The sequence below is a fragment of the Caulobacter sp. GW821-FHT10A06 genome (assembly GCF_059415805.1).
This window is the reverse complement of sequence record NZ_JBWKNY010000002.1, coordinates 414,224-434,960: the sequence shown is the minus strand read 5'-3', so window position 1 is coordinate 434,960 and position 20,737 is coordinate 414,224. Positions and strand designations below refer to the sequence as shown.

Below are 20,737 nucleotides of genomic sequence, written 5' to 3'. Positions count from 1 at the left end.
ATCGCTCGTAAAAACCGCTCGCTGATCGCCAAACTTGCTTTGAGGCGAACCACAGCCCCCTTAAAGCGTCCACAAGGCAGACGCTCGCGCCCGGCCGCGGCGCACGGCAATGCGCCAAATTCAACTTCGAGCCAGCCTACAGGCGCGATTTGAAGGCCTGCGCACGCGTCGTACAGGGCTCGAAATCATCGTGATCAAGCCGTGACGGAAACCGCTCGCTCGCGGGTCTTCCTCTTTGAAGCGCCGCCAAGGCGCGACAACAAAAAGGGAGGGTTACCGTGAAAATCACGCGCAAGGTCACGTTCAAAAACTATCTGTTCACCGCCACGGCGGGCGCCGTTCTGATGGCGGCCGCGCCGGCCTTGGCGCAATCGGCGCCGCCGGCCGACCAGGCCGCCACGGTCGAAGAGGTCGTGGTCACCGGCTTCCGGGCCAGCCTCGCCAACGCCATCAATCTGAAGCGCAACGCCGCCGGCGTGGTCGATGTCATCAAGGCCGAGGACATCGCCGACTTCCCCGACGCCAACCTGGCAGAGTCCATCCAGCGGGTGCCGGGCGTGTCGATCTCGCGCGACGCGGGCGAAGGTCGCTCGATCACCGTGCGCGGCCTTGGCGCCAGCTTCACGCGGGTGCGCATCAACGGCATGGAAGCGCAAAGCACCACCGGCGGCACCGACAGCTCCGGCGGGGCCAATCGCGGCCGTGGCTTCGACTTCAACACCTTCGCCTCGGAGCTCTTCAATAGCATCACGGTCCGCAAGACCCAGGCCGCCGAGGTGCAGGAAGGCTCGCTGGGCGCGACCGTCGATCTGCAGACCTCACGGCCGTTCGACTACAAGGGCTTCAACCTCGCCCTGTCGGCGCAGCAGGGTTACAACGACCTGCGCGGCAAGTGGGACCCGCGCCTGGCGGGCCTTGTCTCCAACACCTGGGACACCCCGGTCGGTCGCTTCGGCGCGCTGATCTCGGCCGCCTATACCCGCCGCCACATGTATGAGGACGGCTTTGGCACCGTCGGCTGGGATCTGGTCAGCACCAACGGCGGCTTCTGCAGCCCGATCGGCGTCACCCCGACCAACCCGCCCGTCAGCGCCGCGACCGGCACCAGCGCCACGGCCTGCGGCACCGCCGCCGGGATCACCGTGCCGCGCGCGGCCGGCACGCCCGAGAACATCGCCGCCTACACCACCGCCAGCGGCGCCAATGTCCACATGCCGCGCCTGCCGCGTTATGGCCGCCTGACCCACGACCAGAAGCGGACCGGCGTCACGGCCTCGCTGCAGTGGGAGCCGAGCCCCAACACGACCCTGACGCTGGACGGCCTCTATTCGAAGTTCGAGGCCAAGCGCGAAGAGGACTGGCTCGAGAACTTCGGCTTCAGCCGAGCGCTTTCCAACCTCGGCAAGCCGCTCAACAGCGTGCGTAGCGCCGTGGTCTCGCCGACCGGCGACCTGGTCTACGGCGCCTTCGACGGCGTGCGGATCCGTTCGGAGATGCGCTATGACGAGCTGACCACCGAGTTCAAGCAGTTCGTCCTCACCGGTAAGCACCGGTTCAACGACCGCTTCCGGATCGAGGGCCTGGTCGGCCACTCCACGTCCGAGTTCGCCAACCCGATCCAGACCACGATCATGCTCGATCGCCTGAACTCGGACGGCTACAGCTACGACCTGCGCCAGAACGATCGCCTGCCGACGATCAACTACGGCTTCGACACCACCAACGCGAACAACTTCACCTTCATCAACAACGTCTCCGAAATCCGGATGGCGCCGCAGTGGGTGAAGAACACCTTCGACACCGCCAATCTGAACGGTGGCTTCGACCTGACCGACGGTCTGACGCTGAAGGCCGGGGTCGAATACCGCAAGTACGAGTTCGACACGCGCAGCACGGGCCGTCTCAACAGCCAGCTGCTGCCGGCCCTGCCGCCCGGCAAGACCCTGGCCGACCTGACCAAGCTGGTCACCGGCTTTGGCAAGAACCTGGGCCAGCCGAGCACGAACATCACCAGCTGGGTGGTGCCCGACATCGACAAGTTCGCCGACGCCCTGGGCATCTACAGCAACACCGGGCTGTTCGAACTGACCGGGGTGACCAACTCCAGCGCCCGCGGCAACATCCGCGGCGTCGAGGAAGTCTCCAAGGCCGCCTGGACGCAGCTGGATTTCCGCACCGAGGCCCTGCCCTTCACGGTGCGCGGCGACATCGGCGTGCGCTACGTCAAGACCAGGCAGAGCTCGCGCGGCTACCAGCTGCTGGGCGCCGCCCCTGTGCAGGTCACGGCTGTCCGTGAGTATGACGATATCCTGCCGTCGCTGAACTTGACGGCCGAGGTGACCCCGGAGCTGCTGCTGCGCTTCGCGGCCTCCAAGGTCATCGCCCGGCCCGAGCTGGGTAACCTGACCCCGGGCGGCAGCATCACGGTGACCGGCGCGCGTTCGGTCAGCGCGGGCAATCCGGATCTGGATCCCATCCGCGCCAAGACCCTGGACGGCGCGGTCGAATGGTACTTCGCCAAGGACTCGCTGCTGTCGGTCGGGGTCTTCTACAAGGACATCAAGACCTACATCCAAAGCCTGCAGGAAGACCGTCCGTTCAACACCTCGGGCCTGCCGCTGGACCTGCTGGCCAACTCGCAGACCGCGCCGACGGACATCTTTACCTTCCGCACCCCGGCCAACACCAAGGGCGGGCCGCTGAAGGGCTTCGAGATCAACTACCAGCAGGCCTTCACCTTCCTGCCGGACGTGCTGCCGTTCCTGCCCCGCTGGACCGAGCACTTCGGCACGCTGCTGAACTACACCTATGTCGACAGCAAGATTGACTACTTCCTGAGCGCCACGGGCGGCGCCTCGACCACCGCCGACCTGGTCGGTCTGTCGAAGAACGCCTTCAACGCCACGCTCTACTACGAAGACAGCCGCTTCAGCGCCCGCGTCTCGGCGGCCTATCGCGACAAGTATCTGACCTCGGTGCCGGGCGGTAACACCGGCAATGACGTCAACGGCACCAACGAGCTGCTGACCGTCGACGCCTCGGCCTCGTTCGCCGTGACCAAGAAGCTGAAGCTGACCTTCGAGGGCCTGAACCTGACCGACGAGTTCGTCGACCAGTACCAGGACTCCGCCCGCAACAGCGCGTTCGTCTACACCCACACCGGACGGCAGTTCAACGTGGGGCTGCAGTACAAGTTCTAGCGTCCCTCTCCAACGCGCTAGCGCCTGGGCGTCGGCCACCCGCCGGCCGACGCCCACCTTTTTTTCATCCTGACCATGCAGGCCCAGATGTCCTCGAGCTTCACGACGCCGCGCGCCCTGCGCCTGGCCCTTGTCACCACCACGGCGCTGGTTATGGCGTCCGCGGCCCAGGCCCAATCGGATGGCCTGCTGTTCAGTCTGTCCGGCGACAAGGGCCTGACGGCCGACCGCGCGGCGGGCATGGCCGGTCCGATCTTCGCCGAGGGCGTCGACGTCGTCGCCGACGGCGCGGCGGGTCCGGGCCTGCGCGCCTCCGACGACCAGGTCCTGGCCTGGTCCGGCCCGGCCAACATCTACGCCCAGCGCGGCACCGTCTCGTTCTTCTGGCGCGCCCGCACCCCGGTCGGTCGCAGCGCCTTTCCGATCTTCCGCGTCGGCTACGCCGATCACACCAGCTGGGACATGGTCTGGCTGCGTATCGACTGGAACGGCAAGGGCTTCGACGCCTTCGTCACCGACACCAACCTGGCGCGCACCCGCGTCAGCTTCGACGCGCCGCCCCCCTCGCCCGAGACCTGGACGCACCTGGCCTTCGCCTGGGACGAGACCCAGGGCGTGCAGCTGTTCGTCAACGGCAAGCCCGCCGCCCGCAAGGACGCCAAGACCGTGCTCGACGCGGGCCTCTTCGGCTTTGGCCCGCACAGCCGGGTGATCAGTCCCTACCAGGTCCAGAGCGCCTACAACTATCGGCGCGGCGGCGACATCGACGAGCTGAAGATCTACGACCACCGCCTGGCCGAGACCGAGGTCGCGTCGCTGGCCGCCAAGGCCGAGGTCGCCTCCTCCGCGCCCCGCCGCGACCTTTCCGAGCCGCGCTGGCGTGAGGAATGGTGGACGCGCTACGGCTGGAACCGGCCGGGCGACCTGCCCGCCTATCTGGCGGCGGCGGCCACCCGGATCCGCAAGGTCGAATTCGCCGACACCCGTGACCTGAAGATGCGGATGTTCCGGGGCGCCGACGGCATCCGCGAGACCACCTGGCCCGGCGTCTACAACCGCTCGCGCCTGGCCGGCCGTCACGATTATTTCGAGCTGCCGGACTGGAACGTCTATGCCGACGGCGGCAAGGCCTACGACCTGATCCTGCCCGACGAGCCGTGGAACACGCTGGAGATCACCGGCGCAGCCTATGGCGGCCTCAGCTTCACGCCGGCCGGCGGCCGCCAGACGGCGATCGGCGCGCGTCCCGCCGGTCAGGAGCGCACCTCGACCCGCCTGTCGGCCCCGCTGGGCGCCGGCGTGCTGCGCTTCTCCAACACCGCCCAGGAGACGCCGATCCAGGAGATCGCCGCCTATAACGTCACGCCGGGCGAAGAGCCGAAGGACGCCTTCAAGCTCAGCTACCAGGTGAGGGCCGGCGCGGGCGCGGCCTATCCGACCCTGACCGAGCTGAACGGCTTCATCGCCGGCCGTTATGTCGCCGACGAGCGCGCCACCGTGGTCGCCCTGCCGGCCGGGGCGCCGGCCGCGCCGCGCGCCAAGGCGTCGGGTCCGCAGCTGCCGCTGGTCCACGTCCTGATCCCGGCCGACTTCCGCGATGTCGCGCCGGGCGGATCGGTGGCGCGCTATTCCTACGGCTGGGAAAACCTGAACGCGGGCCTGGACGGCCTGGCGATCGACCTGCCCGCCCTCGATGTCAAACCGACCCACGGCGAGTTCTTCCTGCTCAACATCCGGGTCAAGGACCCCAACTGGCCCGAACGCGACCTCCTCGACGTCAATGTCGCCGTCAAGCCGCGCGAGGCGCGAACCCTGTGGTTGGACACCCGCGACCGCATCCTGCCCGACGGCAAGAGCCTGTATCTGACCCTGGCCGGTTCGGGTGGTGACTTCGGCCCCGCCTCGATCGACGGCCTGCGCGTGCGCCTGGTGTTCAAGGACCGCAAGGCCGCGACCGCCGAGCACGTCGCCGACCGCTTCGAGCAGGCGCGCGACAATCTGAGCTTCCTGGTCGAGGAGCAGCCCAACATCCGGCTCTACCCGACCTGGACCCGGTTCGAGCGCGACATTTCCGACGTGCTGAAGGTCGATCCCGACAACGCCGTGGCGCGTAGCTACTGGGTCGAGAAGAACCCCGAGCAGCCCTATGCGCCGTTCGTCCAGCCGCAGCCGCCGGCGGGCGTTCCCCTCTGGGCCTTCCGCCAGACCGAGGACCTGAAGCTGGCCAGCCGCTTCGTGCGCTGGTGGATCGACAACCGCCAGATCGCCAACGGCGAGTTCGGCGGCGGTCTCTCCGACGACGTCGACCTGACCAACCAGTGGGTGGGCCTGGCAGAGATGGGTATCGATCCCGACGGCCTGGCGCGTTCGCAGCGGCGCATGCTGGACGAGACCTACGCCAACGGCATGTGGACGAACGGCCTTGGTCGCATCCGCACCGATGAACTCCACACCTACGAGGAAGGCATCAACGCGGTCGCGCAAGGGATGATGCTGCAGTTCGGCGATCCCAAGACCGTCGAGCGGGCCATGGAGACGGCGCGCAACTACGAGCGCCTGTACCAAGTCAATCCGGCCGGCCACCGCCACCCGGTTTCCAGCTACTACAGCGGCGACGACATCGTGCGCGAGAGCGTGTGGGAATGGGGCAAGCCTTACTCCTACCTCGTGCTGCATCCGGGCCTGCTGCTCGGCGAGTACTGGGGCTCGGCCAAGGTCAAGCAGATGGTGCTGGAGCTGGCCGACGGCTATCTGGCCCACGGCAAGCAGGCCGCCGACGGCAGCTGGACCTTCCCGTCCGAGATCCATTGGCGCACCGACGCCGATCGCGGCGCGGGCGTGGCCAGCGCCACTCACGTGTTCTGGGCGGCGTACAAGTGGACGGGTGACCAGAAGTACCTGCGGCCGCTGAACGGCGAAGTCGCCAAGGGCGACTGGTCCAGCCTGCTGCTGCTCAACGCCGACGTCCTGGGCCTGGCCAACCGCAAGGACAGCTGGGGCGCCAAGCTCTCGGCGCTCGCGGCCGACCGGACAGCGGTGAGCGGACGTGGCGCCGACCTGGCCGACTACGCTCGCTTCGAGCGCTGGCGCGAGACCGGCGACAAGGCGATTCTCGCCGACATCTACGCCCGCGAGATCGCGCTCGACAGCCAGCGCATGCACCTGATCACCGAGGGGCACCTGTGGTCGGACCGGGTCAATGTGCCCTGGTCGATCCTGCAGCGCTCGCGGCTGGGCGGGATCGCGCACAATCGCAACCAGTACTTCCCCGGCAATCTGGTCAGCTGGCGCTTTGATCGTCCCGACGCGGCCGAGCAGGTGGCCATCCTGATCCCACAGTCGACGCCCAAGGCCTTCAAGGCGGTGCTGTTCAATCTCGCCAACCGCCCCGTCACCGCCACGCTGGTCGGCGCTGACGTCGCGGCGGGCCGCTGGACCCTGAGCGAAGGCGTCGACGCCAACGGGGACGACGTCGCCGACGCGCCCACGAAGCGCGGCGTGGTCCTGGAGCGCAGCGCCGGGATCGAGGTCGTCCTGCCGCCCGGCCAGACGACGGTGCTGGATCTGGCCCTGGACACCGCCTGGGAAGACCCCGCCACCCGTCCCGACATCGGCGTGGGAAGCGACGACCTCGCGCTGACCAAGAAGGACCTGACGGTCACGGTCCACAGCCTGGGCGCCAAGGCCACGCCGGGCGGAACCGTTGTGCTGGAGAACGCCGCCGGCGCGGTCGTCGCCTCGGCGCCCATCCCGCCCCTGCCCTCGGTCGCCGACCTGACGCCCAAGACGGCGCGGGTTCGACTGGTCCTGCCGGCCAAGGCCGCGCCGGGCGACTACCGCGTACGCCTGAAACTCGAGGGCGACGCCCGCGAGGTCACCCAGGCCAATAATCTCGTCCCCCTGTCCCTACCTCCAACGCGGTGACGAGACGCGGGCCCGCCGTCCTCCCGGCGGGCCCGCACCCTTTTAGTAGCGCCAGCGCGCGCCGAGGAAGATCTGGCGCCCCGTACGGCCATAGACCAGCGGCCCTCGCCTCGCCGCGCCCGTCCAATAGGACTGGGCCTGGTCGGTCAGGTTCAGCACGTCCAGGGTCAGCTGCAGACGCCCCGTCAGGTTGAGGCTGGCCGAGGCGTCGAGATTGAAGGTCGCGTCGGCGCCGTCGACATCGGCGATATAGGGGGTCGGGCATTCGGCCGTGGCCTCCGGACCGCAGACGCCGCCCCGGCTGGGCACGGTGCGGGTGTACTCACCCCGCCGCGCGGCCGACAGACGCACGGCGTAGCGCGAGGTCTGGTAGTAGATCGTGGCGTTGATCGCCGTCGGCGACGTCCCCACCAGAGGCGCGCGATAGGTCTGGTCCGGCGCGGTCGGGGCCAGCACATAGTCCAGCGCCGACTGGATACGGGTGTAGTTGACCATCACGCCCAGCCGGTCGAACGGCGCCGGGAGGAAGGTCAGGGGCTTCTGGAACCCGATCTCCAGCCCTCGGAGCCACCCGCCCCTGGTGTTGACGACCTGGGTGATCGCCACCGGCGTCAGGTTCGTGGCGCCGGCGGGGATCGCCGCGCTCGGCAGGCCGGTGTCGGCCAGGACGCCGCCACGGCTGAGCGCCTGGGGGAAATTGTCGATCGTCAGGTGGAAAACCGAGGCCGAGATCAGGCCTTCTCGCCCCAGGTGATGGTCGACCGACAGGTCCAGATTGGTGGCCATGTAGGGTGAGACCGACGGATTGCCGGTCAGGTACTTCAGGCCCGAAGAGTCGCTGGTCAGGACCCCGGCCGGCGTCAGGGCGCTGAGGGCCGGACGGGCCATGGTGCGCGCCAGCGAAAGGCGCAGCCGGGTGTTGGGCGTCACGTCGCTCACCAGGGTCGCCGATGGCAGCAGATTGTCGTAGCGCCGCCGATCGTGCTGCCACTCGCCCGTGCTCGTCAGGCCATAGGCGTGCTGGCGGGTGGCCGCATAACGTAGCCCCGCCACCAATCGCACCGGAACCGCCCCGACCTGGGCGACCAGATCGGCCTGGAGATAGCCGCCAAGATCGTCCTCGGTGACCCCGCGATTTTCCAGGCGCGAGTTGCCGTTTGCCGCCATGCGCCAGTCGCCCCAGGCGTTGACGCAGTTGCAGTTCAGGCCGAACCGCCGCTCGAACGCGTCGATATCGGGCGACAGCCAGGCGCTGATCCCCTCGGGCGCACGCGGAAGGCTTGCCCCCCAGCGCTCCACCAGAACGCTGAGATCGCGCAGGTCGCCGACAGCCGGCACGCTGGTGAAGGGCGCCGACCGCTGGTCGCGGGTCTGGTCGAAGCCATAACGTCTCAGACTGACGCCGCCCTTGATCGTCACGCCAGGACGCGCGTCGAAGACCAAGTCGGCCTGAGCGGCGTCATACCGGTTGTCGATGAAGTTGCTGAAGCGGCGAATTTCCGAATAGCCGTCGGCGAAACTCCAGGCCCCGGTCGAGGCCGGATCAAGCCCGTTTCCAAACCGCAGGATCGGCACGTTCCCGGCGCCGCGCGCGTCAAACACCACGCCGTCCTGATCGAAGGCGTCATATCCGACCAGGCGCTGGTTCGGGTCCGAGAACCGGGATCGCGAGCGTCCCAGCAGCACGGACGCCTTGAGCCGCGACGAGAGGGTCTGATCCAGCTTCAGGGACAGCTGGTCGAAACGGGTGACGAAGTCGTCGGCGAACACCTCGGTGCGGATGTCGGTATTGTCGAACCGCGCATAGACCAGCTCGCCTTGCGGCGAGACCTGCGCGGCCGTCACCGCCATCGCCGGCCGGCCGACAAAGCGGGGATCGGCGGCGCCCCGGTTGTCGCGGTTGAGGCTCAGGATCTCGATGTTCCGATCCAGCCGCTGTTCGTCATAGCGCGAAGCGAAATAGTCGAGGGTCAGCAGCGTGCCCTCGCGCGGCCGGGCCTGCAGGGTGGCCGAGACGCCGAGGCGCTGCTGGTCGTGCGAGTAACGGCCATAGCGCGGCACCAGCGGCATGTAGGTCACCGGCGATCCGGCGGTGATCACGCCATAGGCCTCCGCCGTCGAGCGTTGATTGGCGCCGTCGAAACCTGGGCACGCGCCGCCGGTCGGCGGGCAGAAACCGCCATTGAAGCTGGCAATGTAGTCGCCGGTGGAATTGTAGCTGTCCTCGAGGCTGCGCCGCCGGCTGTAGGCGACCGAGACCAGGACGCCCAGCCGGTCCTGCGCGAAGGTGTTCGACACCAGGGCCGACACGCGCGGATAGGCCCGATGATCGCCCAGTTCGTAAAAGGCCGCCTGGCTGGCCACTGTGGCGTGAAGGCCCGGCGTATCGAGGGGCCTAGGCGTCTGCAAATCGATCGTCGCGCCCAGCCCGCCCTCCTCGATCTCGGCCGAGGCGGTCTTGCGGACAGTCAGGGTCGAGAAGAGTTCCGACGCGAAGGTGTTGAAGTCGAAACCCCGGCTGCGGTTGGCGCTGTTGGTCGCCGCGCCGGTGCCGCCGCTGGTGGCCAGGGTTTCGAGCCCGTTGAGGCGCACGCGGACGAAATCGCCGGCCAGCCCCCGCACCGACAGGGTGCGGCCCTCGCCTGCGTCGCGCTCGATCGAGACGCCCGAAAGACGCTGGAGGGACTCCGCCAGGTTGGCGTCGGGAAAGTCGCCGACATCCTCGCTGACGATCGCCTCGACGACGCCCGCCGCCTGGCGCTTGATCGCCATGGCGCTGGCCAGGCTGGCGCGGTACCCGGCGACGATCACGGCTTCGACGGCGACGTCGGGTTCAGGCGCGGCGGGAGCCTGGACCGGTGGCGCCGGCTGGGGGCGCGGCGCCGGCGTCGCCGCCAGGAGGATGGTGTGGCCGTAGTCGGCGCGCACGGAAAGGCCTGTGCCGGCCAGCAGGCGCGCCAGGCCCTCGCGGGCGCTGAAGCGTCCCCGCACGGCGTTGACCCGCCGCCCCGTCGCGGCGCTCTGGTCGAGCAGGATCTGCAGGTCAGCCTGACGGCCGAACGCGGGCACCCCGCTGGAGGCGGGTTGGGCGGCGATATCGAAGCTCAGGGTCTGGGCAGTCGCGGTCCCGGCCACGAGTGCGAGAGTCGCACCCGTCATCCAGGCCCACGGCGTTCGCCCCGCGCCGTTGGTCAGCCTTTCCTCCCCTTCCCCTCGCCAGCGCGATCTTGGCGCGCTCGGTCGTTCTAGCGCCCGCCGGAACTCATCGTTCGTGTGGCGGCGCGCCCAGTCTGATGGTCGTTGCGTCTGTCGTCACCGGCGCGCCGAAGGTCTGGCCGACCACCTCGGCGAAATGCTCCGGCTGGTTGGTCCTGAACCAGCCCACCAAGCCCTTCCGGCCCAAGGCGGGATCGGCCACGACGATGCGTCGCTTGTTGTAACGATTGAATTCGACGGCGGCCTCGGCGACCGACATGCCCTCCAGAGCCAGCCGTCCCTGACGCCAGGCCAGCCCCTCGTCGACACCGCCGCGTCCGGCCAGAGACCGTGGCCCCTCGCCGCTCGCCGGCACATAAAGACGTCCCCCCGCCGGCGCCCGCGTACGCACACCGGGCACGGCCGCGCTCCAGATCTCGACGACCCCCTCGGTAATCTGGACCTCGGCGCCGCCGTTCATCCGACGCACGGCGAAGGCCGTGCCCACGGCGCGAACACGAATATCTCCGGCGGAGACGACGAAAGGCCTGGACGGGTTCTTGGCCACCTTGAACCAGGCCTCGCCGCGGCTCAGTTCGACGGCGCGCCCACGCGACGTCATCGACACGGTCAGAGCGCTGTTGGTGTTGATGTCCGCCGAGGATCCATCGGCCAGAGCGACATGTTTCAGCTCGCCGACCACGGTCTCGTAGGCCGTGCTCGAACGGGGGAAAACTTGCACGGCGACGAGCAAAGCCGCCGCGATCCCCACTGCGCCTACCGCCAGCCGCCAACCCCACCGCGATCGCGCCGCGCTCGGCGAAACGGGCGTGCCGAGAGCCTTGGCGCGATCGAGCGTGCTCCAGATTGCCGTGGCGCGCACATAGGCGCCCCGCTGGCGCGGGTCGGCAGCGAGCCACGCGTCCAGGGCCTGCGCCTCCTGCGGCGTCAGGTCGCCGCGATCGACGCGGGCGGCCCATTGGGCCGCTTCCTTATGGATGGCTTTGGCGGTTTTTCGTTCGGTCATGGTCTTTGCCAGGCGCTCTGGACGTCGCGAGCGGATCCTCGCTGACGGCCTTGCTCAGGAAACGAAGCCCCCTCGATACGTTGTTTTCGACGACATTCTCCGTGATGTTCAGGCGTTCGGCGATCTCGCGCTGGGACAAGCCCTCGACCTTGCGCATCTCGATGATGCGCCGGCAACGCTCGGGCAAACTCGCCAGCAGGGTCCGCACCCGCTCCAGCTCCCGGCGCCCGGCCACCACACGCTCGGGCGAGGGTTGGCCATCGTCGAGGGTGTTCAGCTCGAGATCGGTGATGCTGCTGATGCGGATCACGCGGGCATGGCGGATGGCGTTCAGCAGCAGGTTTCGCGCGACACTGAAGAAGTAGGCTCGCGGATTGGAAATCTGCTCCACGGTCTCGAGATCGGACAGACGACAATAGGCTTCCTGTAGAATGTCTTCCGCCTCGATCGAAGCCGGGGCGTTGCGTTTGAGCCAGGCGCGTACGGCCGGTTCGTGAGGAATGATCTCACGTCCGATCCAGACGACGACGTCCTGCCTGAGCCGTTCCACCCCGCTGAGGCCTTTCCCTCATATCTTAGACTTTAGGACACGCCGCCGACGCGGTTCCGTCATCCCGGATGCGAAACATTTTTCAGGCGCACCGCAATCCCAAATAATGGATCGCGATCCTCTATTTTGGAATTTCGACCGCTGCGGCCGGTGGCTGAACGTGCGCCTGCGGGCCCCGTGGCGACCGCGATCCGCGCAAAACCTTCGAACTTTAACCTTATGGCGGCAGTTGCCGGTGACCTTATGCGTAGTCTCAAGACTAAGCGTATCAGGAAGTTGGCGTGATGACGGACAAGCGGTTCGACGGGGACAGGCGGCAGACGCGGCTGCTCCTGGTCCTGAGCGCGGCCTACCTGATCGTGATCGCCTACTGCGACCTCCTCACGCGAGGCCCGTCGGGCCTGGCCACGGTGTGGCCATGCAATGGCCTGCTGGCCGTCGGTCTGCTGCTGCTGACGGCGGGCCGGCGCTTGGTCCTCCTGGCCGTCAGTTTCGCCGCTCACCTCGTACTGGACGGAGCCGGCGCCTCGCCGCTGCTGATGAGCGCCCTGTTCAGCGTCCTGGACGCGACCGAGGCGATCCTGGTTGCTCTGGTCTTGCATCGCGCGTTCGGCGGCGCGCCCCGACTAAAGAACCTGGGTCGCGCGTTGAAGACCGTGGGCCTCGCCATGCCGGCCACGGCGATCATGGCGCTTGTCGGCGCCCTGGCCTGCGCGCCCATCCTTCACCTGAGCCTGGGAAGCCTTATCGCCAACTGGCTGTTCATCAACGGCTTGGGCATGGCCGTCAGCCTGCCGGCCGCCTTGATCCTTTTCGATCCCACCATTCAGCATGGCTTCGAGCGCTCGGGACGCGAGAAGCTCCTGTGCTACCTGATTGTGGCCGCCACGGCGTTGTTCGCCTTCGGCAGGCCCGAGCACAGCCTGCCCTTTCTGGCCTTCCCGGCCGGGGTGCTCGCCGCCTTCAGACTCGGGCCCAAGGGCGCGGCGTGGACGACCCTGCTGGTGACGGCCATCGCCGCGCCGCTCAGCGTGTTGGGCTTGGCCTCGGAGGCGGCGTCGCGCGCGCAGGCCTCCGAACGCATGCACACCTTGCAGCTCTTTGTCGGCGCCCTCTTTGTCACCTGCCTGGCGGCCGCCTTGGCCCTGGCGACCCAGCAAAGGTTGAAGCGGCTGCTGGTCCATCGCCAGGCTCTGGCAAGACGCGCCCAGGCGCGCGCCCAGGCCGCCAGCCAAGCCAAGACCGACTTCCTGGCGACGATGAGCCACGAGATCCGCACCCCGCTCAACAGCGTGCTGGGCTTTACCCGCCTACTGGCTGAGCGCGACGACCTGGCGCCGGACGCTCGCCGGCAGGTGGGGCTGATCGACGGCGCTGGCGGCGCCCTGCTGACGCTGGTCAACGACGTCCTCGACTTTTCACGGGTCGAGGCCGGACGGGTCGACCTTGATCTGGCGCCAACGCGGGCCGAGGCGGTCTTGCGCGAGGCGGCCGAGATCGTCGCCCTGGAGGCTCAGGCCAAGGGCCTGGCGCTGGACGTCACGGTGACCGGCGAAGGCGACCTCCACCACGACCTAGACGCGGCTCGACTGCGCCAAGTGGCGCTCAATCTGCTGAACAATGCGGTGAAGTTCACGCCGGCCGGACGTGTCTCGGCGCGGTTGACGATCGATCCGGGTGAGCACGGCGACCTGCTGAAGGTCGAGATCAGCGACACGGGGATCGGCGTACCGGTCGAGCTGCGCGACCGGCTCTTCGAGCGCTTCTCGCAAGGCGACGGCTCAGTAACCCGCGCCTTTGGCGGCACGGGCCTGGGCCTGGCGATCAGCAAGGCGCTGATCGAATTGATGGGCGGTCAGATCGGCATGAGCGCCAACGTCGGACAGGGTTCGACCTTCTGGTTCTCGCTCGTGGCGCGGCGTGTCGAGCCGGCCGCCCCGACCGCGAATTTGGCGTGGGACAAGGCCGGCTCGGCCCGGATCCTGCTGGTCGACGACCATCCCCTCAATCGCGAGATCGGCGACGCCCTGCTGACCCTCATCGGCTGCGAGGTGGTCACCGCGCAGAACGGCCACGAAGCCGTGGCCCTGGCGAAGGACGGCGGTTTCGACATCGTCTTGATGGACATTCATATGCCCGGCATGGACGGCTTAGCCGCCACACGCGCCATTCGCGCCCTGCCCGGAGCCGCCGCGACCGTACCGATCATCGCCATGAGCGCCGACGCCCTGCCCCAACATATCGCGCGCTGCCGTGAGGCGGGAATGGTCGACCACGTCGCCAAGCCTATTCAGAAGGAAGTCCTCTACGCCACGGTGGAGACCTGGCTGCGCAGTCCGCAAGCGGCTTAGCGCGATCAGCTTCCGGCAGCCGGCCTCCAGCCGCCGCCCAGGGCACGGAACGATCGCACCGCCGCGCGGGCGGCCTCGGTGTCGGCCTGGGCGCGGGCGTCGCTGGCCGCCAGCAGGCGGGCGTCGGCGTCCAGCACCTCGATCAGGCTGACCGCACCGGCCTCGTAGGCCAGTTCGGAAGAGGCCCGGGCCTTGGACAGCGATTGCTCGCCGCCGACCAGGATCCGCGCTTCGTCCTCGCGTTTGACCAGGCTGGAGAACGAGTCCTCCACATCGGCCGTCGCCCGCAGCACCGACTGCTGGTAGGCGGCCAGGACCTCGGCGTTGCGGCCCTTGGCGGCCTTGATCTCGGCGTCGACGCGGCCGAAGTCGAACAGGCGCCAGCGCAGGCCCAAGACGCCCTGGGCCTGGTTGGCCGAGCCCTGGAACAATGAGCCGCTGGCGGTCGAGGCCGTGCCGACCAGGCCGGTCAGCGAGAACTTAGGATAGTATTCGGAGACCGCCGCGCCGATCGCGGCGTTCGACGCCTTCAGCCGCCACTCGGCGACCGCCAGGTCGGGGCGACGGCGGATCAGGTCGGCCGGGCCGACGGCGTCGGCGATGGCCGGCGCGCGTGGCACCGGCGTGGCGGCGGCCAGCTGCGCGCGGGTGGCGCCGGGCTGAGAGCCCAGCAGCACGTCCAGCGCGTTCATCGCCGCCTCGAGCCCCTCCTCCAGCACCGGAACCTGGGCGCGGGTTTGGGCTAGAGCGCCCTCGGCCTGATGCAGCTGGAGTTCGGAGGCGACCTGCCGGCTCTGTTGCAGGCGCACCGTCTCGACCAGTTTGGACTGGGTCTCAACCTGCCCGCGGGCGACGGCCAGTCGCGCCTGCAGGCCCCGGATGACCAGATAGGTGTCGGCGGTCTGAGCCGCGACCGACAGGCGGGCGGCGGCGACGCCGACCTGGGCGGCCTGGTAGTCGGCGACGGCGGCTTCACGGTCCCGGCGCAGGCCGCCGAAGACGTCGATCTCCCACCCGCCGGTGACATTGGCCTCGTAGAGCGAGCCGTCGCGGTCGAAGCCGGGCGCGCCGGACGCCAGGCGGCCGGTGGGGGTCTGGGTCGAGAGGTGGGATCGAGCCGCGCTGGCCTGCACGCCGCCCGACGGTAGCAGAGCGGCGGTGGCCGCCGACAGCCCGGCCCGCGCCTGGGTCACCCGGGCGGTGGCCTGAGCCAGGTCGAGGTTCTGGGCCAGGGCGCGGTCGACCAGGCCGTCGAGGATGGGGTCGTTGAAGCCCTTCCACCAGGCCGCCTGGTCGACCGATGCGGGCGGCGCCGCGCGCTGGGCCACGGCGTTCGCGCCGATGAACGTCCCGGACACCGCCGACGGCGGCGCGACATAGTTGGGGCCCACGGCGCAGGCGCCAAGGGTGACGCCGGCGAGGGCCAGCAGAGCCAAGCTCGAAACCGATCGCATCGCGACCTCCTTGTGAATTGTAGTGACCATATGCTAATACGGTCACTCGTTGTCAATCACGACCCTCGATGCTACCTATCTAGGCATGACCATCGACACCACGACCCATGACGCCGCCGCGGGTCGCCGCGGGCCGGCCGACCACGCCATCCGCCAGCAGATCATCGACGCCGCCGACGCCCACTTCGCGCGCTTCGGCTACGGCAAGACGACGGTCGCGGACCTGGCCAAGGCCGTCGGCTTCTCGAAGGCCTACATCTACAAGTTCTTCGAGTCCAAGCAGGCGATCGGCGAGGCGATCTGCGCCCAGTGCCTGGACAAGATCATGTCGGCCGCCTTCGCCAGCGCCGCCGAAGCGCGCACGCCGACCGAGAAATTTCGAAAGCTTTTCAGCACCATAACGGCGAAAAGCACCGAACTCCTGTTCCAGGAGAAGCTGCTCTACGACCTCGCCGCCAACTCGGCGACCGAGAACTGGCCTTCCGCGCTCGCCTATCTCCAGCGGGTCGAAGCAGCCCTGCGCGAGATCATCCTGCTGGGCCGCGAGGCCGGCGAGTTCGAGCGCAAGACGCCGATCGACGAGACCTGCTCGGCGATCAGGCTGGCCATGCAGCCGTTCATGCATCCGCTGCTGCTGGAGTTCAATCTGGACGGCCTGCCCGAGACCCAGACCATGGTCATCAACATGATCCTGCGCAGCCTGGCCCCGTAATCGTCGCTAAAAATCGATAGTGACCAATTGACAAATTAGTCACTGGACACGAGATGAGGGTCACCGCTCAAGGCAGGACCCCTTTCGCCATGTCGCATCGCTTGCTCCTCGCCGCCCTCGTCGGCGGCCTGACCGCCCCGCTCGCCGCGTGCGGCGGCCATGACGCCGCCGTCGATCCCCGCACCCAGCCGCCGGTCGTGCGGGTCGCCACCGCCCCCGCCGCGATCGACGGTGAGCGCCAGTTCACCGGCGTCGTCTCCGCCCGCATCGAGAGCCAGCTGGGCTTCCGCGTGCCGGGCAAGATCGTCGAGCGCCTGGTCGACACCGGCCAGACGGTGCGCCGGGGCCAGCCCCTGATGCGCATCGACGCCGCCGACTACGCCCTGGCCCAGGCCGCCCAGGACCAGACCGTGGCCGCCGCGCGCGCCCGCGCCGTCCAGGCCGAGGCCGACGAGGCCCGCTATCGCGACCTGGTCGGGGCCGGCGCGGTGTCGGGCTCGACCTATGACCAGATCAAGGCCGCCGCCCTGGCCGCGCGCGCCCAACTCCAGGCCGCCGAGGCCCGGGCCCGGGTGTCGCGCAACGCCGCCGGCTACGCCGTGCTGGTCGCTGACAGTGATGGCGTGGTGGTCGAGACCCTGGGCGAGCCCGGCCAGGTGGTCGCCGCTGGCCAGACCGTCGTGCGCCTGGCCCACGCCGGTCCGCGCGAGGCGACGATCGCCCTGCCCGAGACCCTGCGCCCCGCCGTCGGCTCGACCGCCACCGCCTCGGTGTTCGGCAACGAAGCCGCCGCCCCCGCCCGCCTGCGCCAGATCTCCGACGCCGCCGATCCCCGCACCCGCACCTTCGAGGCCCGCTACGTCCTGGACGGCGCCCTGGCCTCGGCCCCGCTGGGCGCGACCGTGACCATCGCCCTGCCCGGCGCGACCAAGACCGGCGGCCGCGCCGTGCCCTTGGGCGCCCTCTATGACTCGGGCAAGGGTCCGGGGGTCTGGATCGTCGACGCCAAGACCTCGACGGTCAGCTGGCGCGCCGTGCAACTGGCCGCCGTCGGCGAAGAGACCGCCACGGTCACCGCCGGCCTGGCAGCCGGCGAGCGCTTCGTGGCCCTGGGCGCGCACATGCTGCACCAGGGCGAGCGCGTCAGCCTGCAGGCCGGAGCGGCGCAATGAGCTTCAACCTCTCCGCCCTGGCGGTGCGCGAACGCGCCGTCACCCTGTTCCTGATCATCGCCGTCGTGCTGGCCGGGACCTTCGCCTTCTTCAAGCTGGGTCGGGCCGAGGACCCCAGCTTCACCATCAAGGTGATGACCGTGGTCACCGCCTGGCCGGGCGCCACCGCCCAGGAGATGCAGGATCAGGTGGCCGAGCCGCTGGAGAAGCGGCTGCAGGAACTGAAGTGGTACGACCGCGCCGAGACCTTCACTCGTCCGGGCCTGGCCTTCACCACCCTGACCCTGAAGGACCCGATCCCGCCCAAGGAGGTGCAGGAGCAGTTCTACCAGGCCCGCAAGAAGCTGGGCGACGAGGCCGCCAACCTGCCGCGCGGCGTGCTGGGCCCGTTCATCAACGACGAATATGGCGACGTCACCTTCGCGCTCTATGCGCTGAAGGCTAAGGGCGAGCCCCACCGCCAGCTGGTGCGCCAGGCCGAGACCCTGCGCCAACGCCTGCTGCACGTGCCGGGCGTCAAGAAGGTCAACATCATCGGCGAGCGGCCCGAGCGCATCTTCGTCGAGTTCTCGCAGGATCGCCTGTCGAACCTGGGCGTCAGCCCGCGCGAGATCTTCGCCGCCCTGAACGAGCGCAACCTCGTCACGCCGGCCGGCTCGATCGAGACCAACGGCCCGCAGGTGCAGATGCGCCTGGACGGCGCGCTGGACGACCTGCAGACGATCAAGGACACGCCGATCGTGGTCGGCGGCAAGACCCTGAAGCTGTCCGACCTGGCCGAGGTCAAGCGCGGCTACGAGGACCCCGCCACCTTCTTCATCCGCAACGGCGGCGAGCCGGCGCTGGAACTCGGGGTGGTGATGAAGGAGCGCTACAACGGCCTGCAACTGGGCAAGGACCTGGAGAAGGAAGCCAAGGCCATCACCAGCGAGCTGCCGCTGGGCCTGACCTTCGCCAAGGTCACCGACCAGGCGGTGAACATCACCGAGGCCTATGACGAGTTCATGCTGAAGTTCTTCGTGGCCCTGGCGGTCGTGATCGCTGTCAGCCTGCTGAGCCTGGGCTTCCGCGTCGGGGTCGTCGTGGCCCTGGCCGTGCCGCTGACCCTGGCGGCAGTGTTCGTGATCATGCTAGCCACCGGCCGCGACTTCGATCGCATCACCCTGGGCGCCCTGATCCTGTCGCTGGGCCTGCTGGTCGACGACGCCATCATCATCATCGAGACCATCGTGGTGAAGATGGAGGAAGGCCGCGACCGCATCTTCGCCTCGACCTACGCCTGGGGCCACACGGCCGCGCCGATGCTGGCGGGCACCCTGGTGACGATCATCGGCCTGATGCCGGTGGGCTTCGCCAAGTCCAGCGCCGGCGAATATGCCGGCAACATCTTCTGGGTCGTGGCCTTCGCCCTGATCACCTCGTGGTTCGTGGCGGTGATCTTCACCCCCTATCTGGGCGTGATGCTGCTGCCGAAGATCAAGCCGGTCGAGGGCGGCCACGCGGCCATCTACGACACCCCGCGCTATCGCCAGTTCCGCGGCCTGATCGGCTGGACGGTGACCAACCGGCTGAAGGTGGTGCTGGGCGTGGTGGCGGCGCTGGTCGTGTCCTTCCTGATGATGGGCATGGTCAAGCAGCAGTTCTTCCCGATCTCCGACCGCCCCGAAGTGCTGATCGAGGTGCAGACGCCCGAGGGCTCCAGCATCGAGACCACCAGCCAGGCGACGGCCAAGGTCGAGGCGTGGCTGAGCAAGCAGCCGGAGGCCAAGATCGTCACCAGCTATATCGGCCAGGGCGCGCCGCGCTTCTTCCTGGCCATGTCGCCCGAGCTGCCCGATCCGTCCTTCGCCAAGATCGTGGTGCTGACCCCCAACGAAAAGGCGCGCGACGCCCTCAAGAGCCGGGTTCGCCAGTTCGCTCAACAAGGCACGGTCGCGGGCGCGCGCATCCGCGCCACCCAGATCGTCTTTGGCCCGCCCTCGCCCTGGCCCGTGGCCTTCCGCGTCATGGGACCCGACCAGGCCAAGGTGCGCGAGATCGCCGAGCAGGTTCGGGGCGTCATGCAGGCCAACACGTCCCTGCGCCAGGTCAACACCGACTGGGGCGAGCGGGTCCCGAGCATCCACTTCGTGCTCGACCAGGACCGCCTGCGCGCCATGGGCCTGTCCAGCCACGACGCGTCCGAACAGCTGCAGTTCCTGCTGACCGGCGCGCCCGTGACCCAGGTCCGCGAGGACATCCGCACCGTCGAGGTCATCGCCCGCACCAGCGGCGCCGACCGCCTGGACCCGGCCAAGCTGGGCGCCTTCACCCTGCTGGGCTCGGAAGGCCAGCGCGTGCCGCTCGACCAGATCGGCAAGGCCGAGATCCGCATGGAGGATCCGATCCTGCGCCGCCGCGACCGCCTGCCGACGATCACCGTCCGCGCCGATGTCGGGGCCGAGTTCCAGCCGCCGGCCGCCTCGGCCGAGGTGATCAAGGCGCTGGCGCCGATCCAGGCCAAGCTGCCGGCCGGCTACCGGATCGAGGCTGGCGCCGACATCGAGGAAGCCGGCAAGGCCAATGCGGCCCTGGCGGCGGTCTTCCCGCTGATGTTCATCCTGATGATGATCGTGATCATCTTCCAGGTGCGGTCGCTGTCGGCGATGTGGATGGTGCTGTTGACCGCGCCCCTGGCCCTGGTCGGGGTGGTGCCGACGCTGCTGATCTTCCACCAGCCGTTCGGCTTCAACGCCATCCTCGGCCTGATCGGCCTGGCGGGGATCATCATGCGCAACGGCCTGATCCTGATCGGCCAGATCCACACTAACGAGAAGGACGGCCTGGACCCGTTCCACGCCGTGGTCGAGGCCACGGTCCAGCGGGCCCGGCCGGTCATCCTGACCGCCCTGGCGGCGGTGCTGGCCTTCGTGCCGCTGACCTTTTCGGTGTTCTGGTCGTCGCTGGCCTACACCCTGATCGGCGGCACGATCGGCGGAACGGTCCTGACCTTGGTGTTCCTGCCAGCGCTCTATGCGCTGTGGTTCAAGATCCACGCGGGCTCGCGCACCGATCCTTCGATGACTCCGGTCCTGGACGCGTCTCCCGCCTAGGGCCGTCGCTCCCGGCGTGGCTTGTCCCGCCGGGGCTCCGATCGCGGCGGCTGTCCCCTC

General features: G+C 68.7%; 10 protein-coding genes. 6 read left to right on the top strand and 4 right to left on the bottom strand.

Features of this window, described 5'->3' with window-relative positions:
• Positions 1-278 precede the first annotated feature (278 nt).
• Together AC07NF_RS05930 and AC07NF_RS05925 are read left to right on the top strand one after the other, a co-directional pair.
• Entirely contained in the window at positions 279-3,200 is a 2,922-nt protein-coding gene (locus AC07NF_RS05930; protein ID WP_494628206.1) for a TonB-dependent receptor, read from the top strand.
• A gap of 87 nt (positions 3,201-3,287) precedes the next feature.
• Entirely contained in the window at positions 3,288-7,124 is a 3,837-nt protein-coding gene (locus tag AC07NF_RS05925) for a LamG-like jellyroll fold domain-containing protein (RefSeq protein WP_494628208.1), read from the top strand.
• A 42-nt stretch (positions 7,125-7,166) separates the two neighbouring features.
• Here the strand turns inward: AC07NF_RS05925 and AC07NF_RS05920 are convergent, their stop codons facing one another.
• From AC07NF_RS05920 to AC07NF_RS05910, 3 genes are all read right to left on the bottom strand, one after another.
• Positions 7,167-10,283 carry a TonB-dependent receptor gene (locus AC07NF_RS05920; RefSeq protein WP_494655321.1) on the bottom strand — a complete coding sequence of 1,039 codons (3,117 nt, stop codon included), beginning with the start codon at positions 10,281-10,283 and terminating at the stop codon, positions 7,167-7,169.
• A gap of 103 nt (positions 10,284-10,386) precedes the next feature.
• Positions 10,387-11,346 (bottom strand): FecR family protein, encoded by a 960-nt coding sequence (locus AC07NF_RS05915; RefSeq protein ID WP_494628212.1) that lies wholly within the window; start codon positions 11,344-11,346, stop codon positions 10,387-10,389.
• Positions 11,312-11,896, bottom strand: a complete 585-nt coding sequence (locus AC07NF_RS05910) for an RNA polymerase sigma factor (protein ID WP_492810234.1) — start codon at positions 11,894-11,896, stop codon at positions 11,312-11,314. The genes AC07NF_RS05915 and AC07NF_RS05910 overlap by 35 nt, the downstream gene beginning before the upstream one ends.
• Before the next feature lie 284 nt (positions 11,897-12,180).
• On the opposite strand from AC07NF_RS05910, the gene AC07NF_RS05905 reads away from it, so the two are divergent.
• Positions 12,181-14,247, top strand: coding sequence for an ATP-binding protein (locus AC07NF_RS05905; RefSeq protein ID WP_494628680.1), 2,067 nt, complete (start codon positions 12,181-12,183; stop codon positions 14,245-14,247).
• A gap of 5 nt (positions 14,248-14,252) precedes the next feature.
• On the opposite strand, the gene AC07NF_RS05900 is transcribed toward AC07NF_RS05905, so the two are convergent.
• Positions 14,253-15,701 carry an efflux transporter outer membrane subunit gene (locus AC07NF_RS05900; protein ID WP_494628215.1) on the bottom strand — a complete coding sequence of 483 codons (1,449 nt, stop codon included), beginning with the start codon at positions 15,699-15,701 and terminating at the stop codon, positions 14,253-14,255.
• 85 nt (positions 15,702-15,786) lie between these two features.
• Between AC07NF_RS05900 and AC07NF_RS05895 the strand changes: the two genes are divergently transcribed.
• From AC07NF_RS05895 to AC07NF_RS05885, 3 genes are all read left to right on the top strand, one after another.
• Positions 15,787-16,413, top strand: a complete 627-nt coding sequence (locus tag AC07NF_RS05895; RefSeq protein ID WP_494628217.1) for a TetR/AcrR family transcriptional regulator — start codon at positions 15,787-15,789, stop codon at positions 16,411-16,413.
• 89 nt (positions 16,414-16,502) lie between these two features.
• On the top strand, positions 16,503-17,585 hold the full coding sequence (locus AC07NF_RS05890) for an efflux RND transporter periplasmic adaptor subunit (protein WP_494628219.1): 1,083 nt from the start codon (positions 16,503-16,505) through the stop codon (positions 17,583-17,585).
• A complete protein-coding gene (locus AC07NF_RS05885) occupies positions 17,582-20,677 on the top strand; it encodes an efflux RND transporter permease subunit (protein ID WP_494628221.1) in 3,096 nt (1,031 codons plus the stop codon). The genes AC07NF_RS05890 and AC07NF_RS05885 overlap by 4 nt, the downstream gene beginning before the upstream one ends.
• The last annotated feature ends 60 nt before the right edge of the window (positions 20,678-20,737 follow it).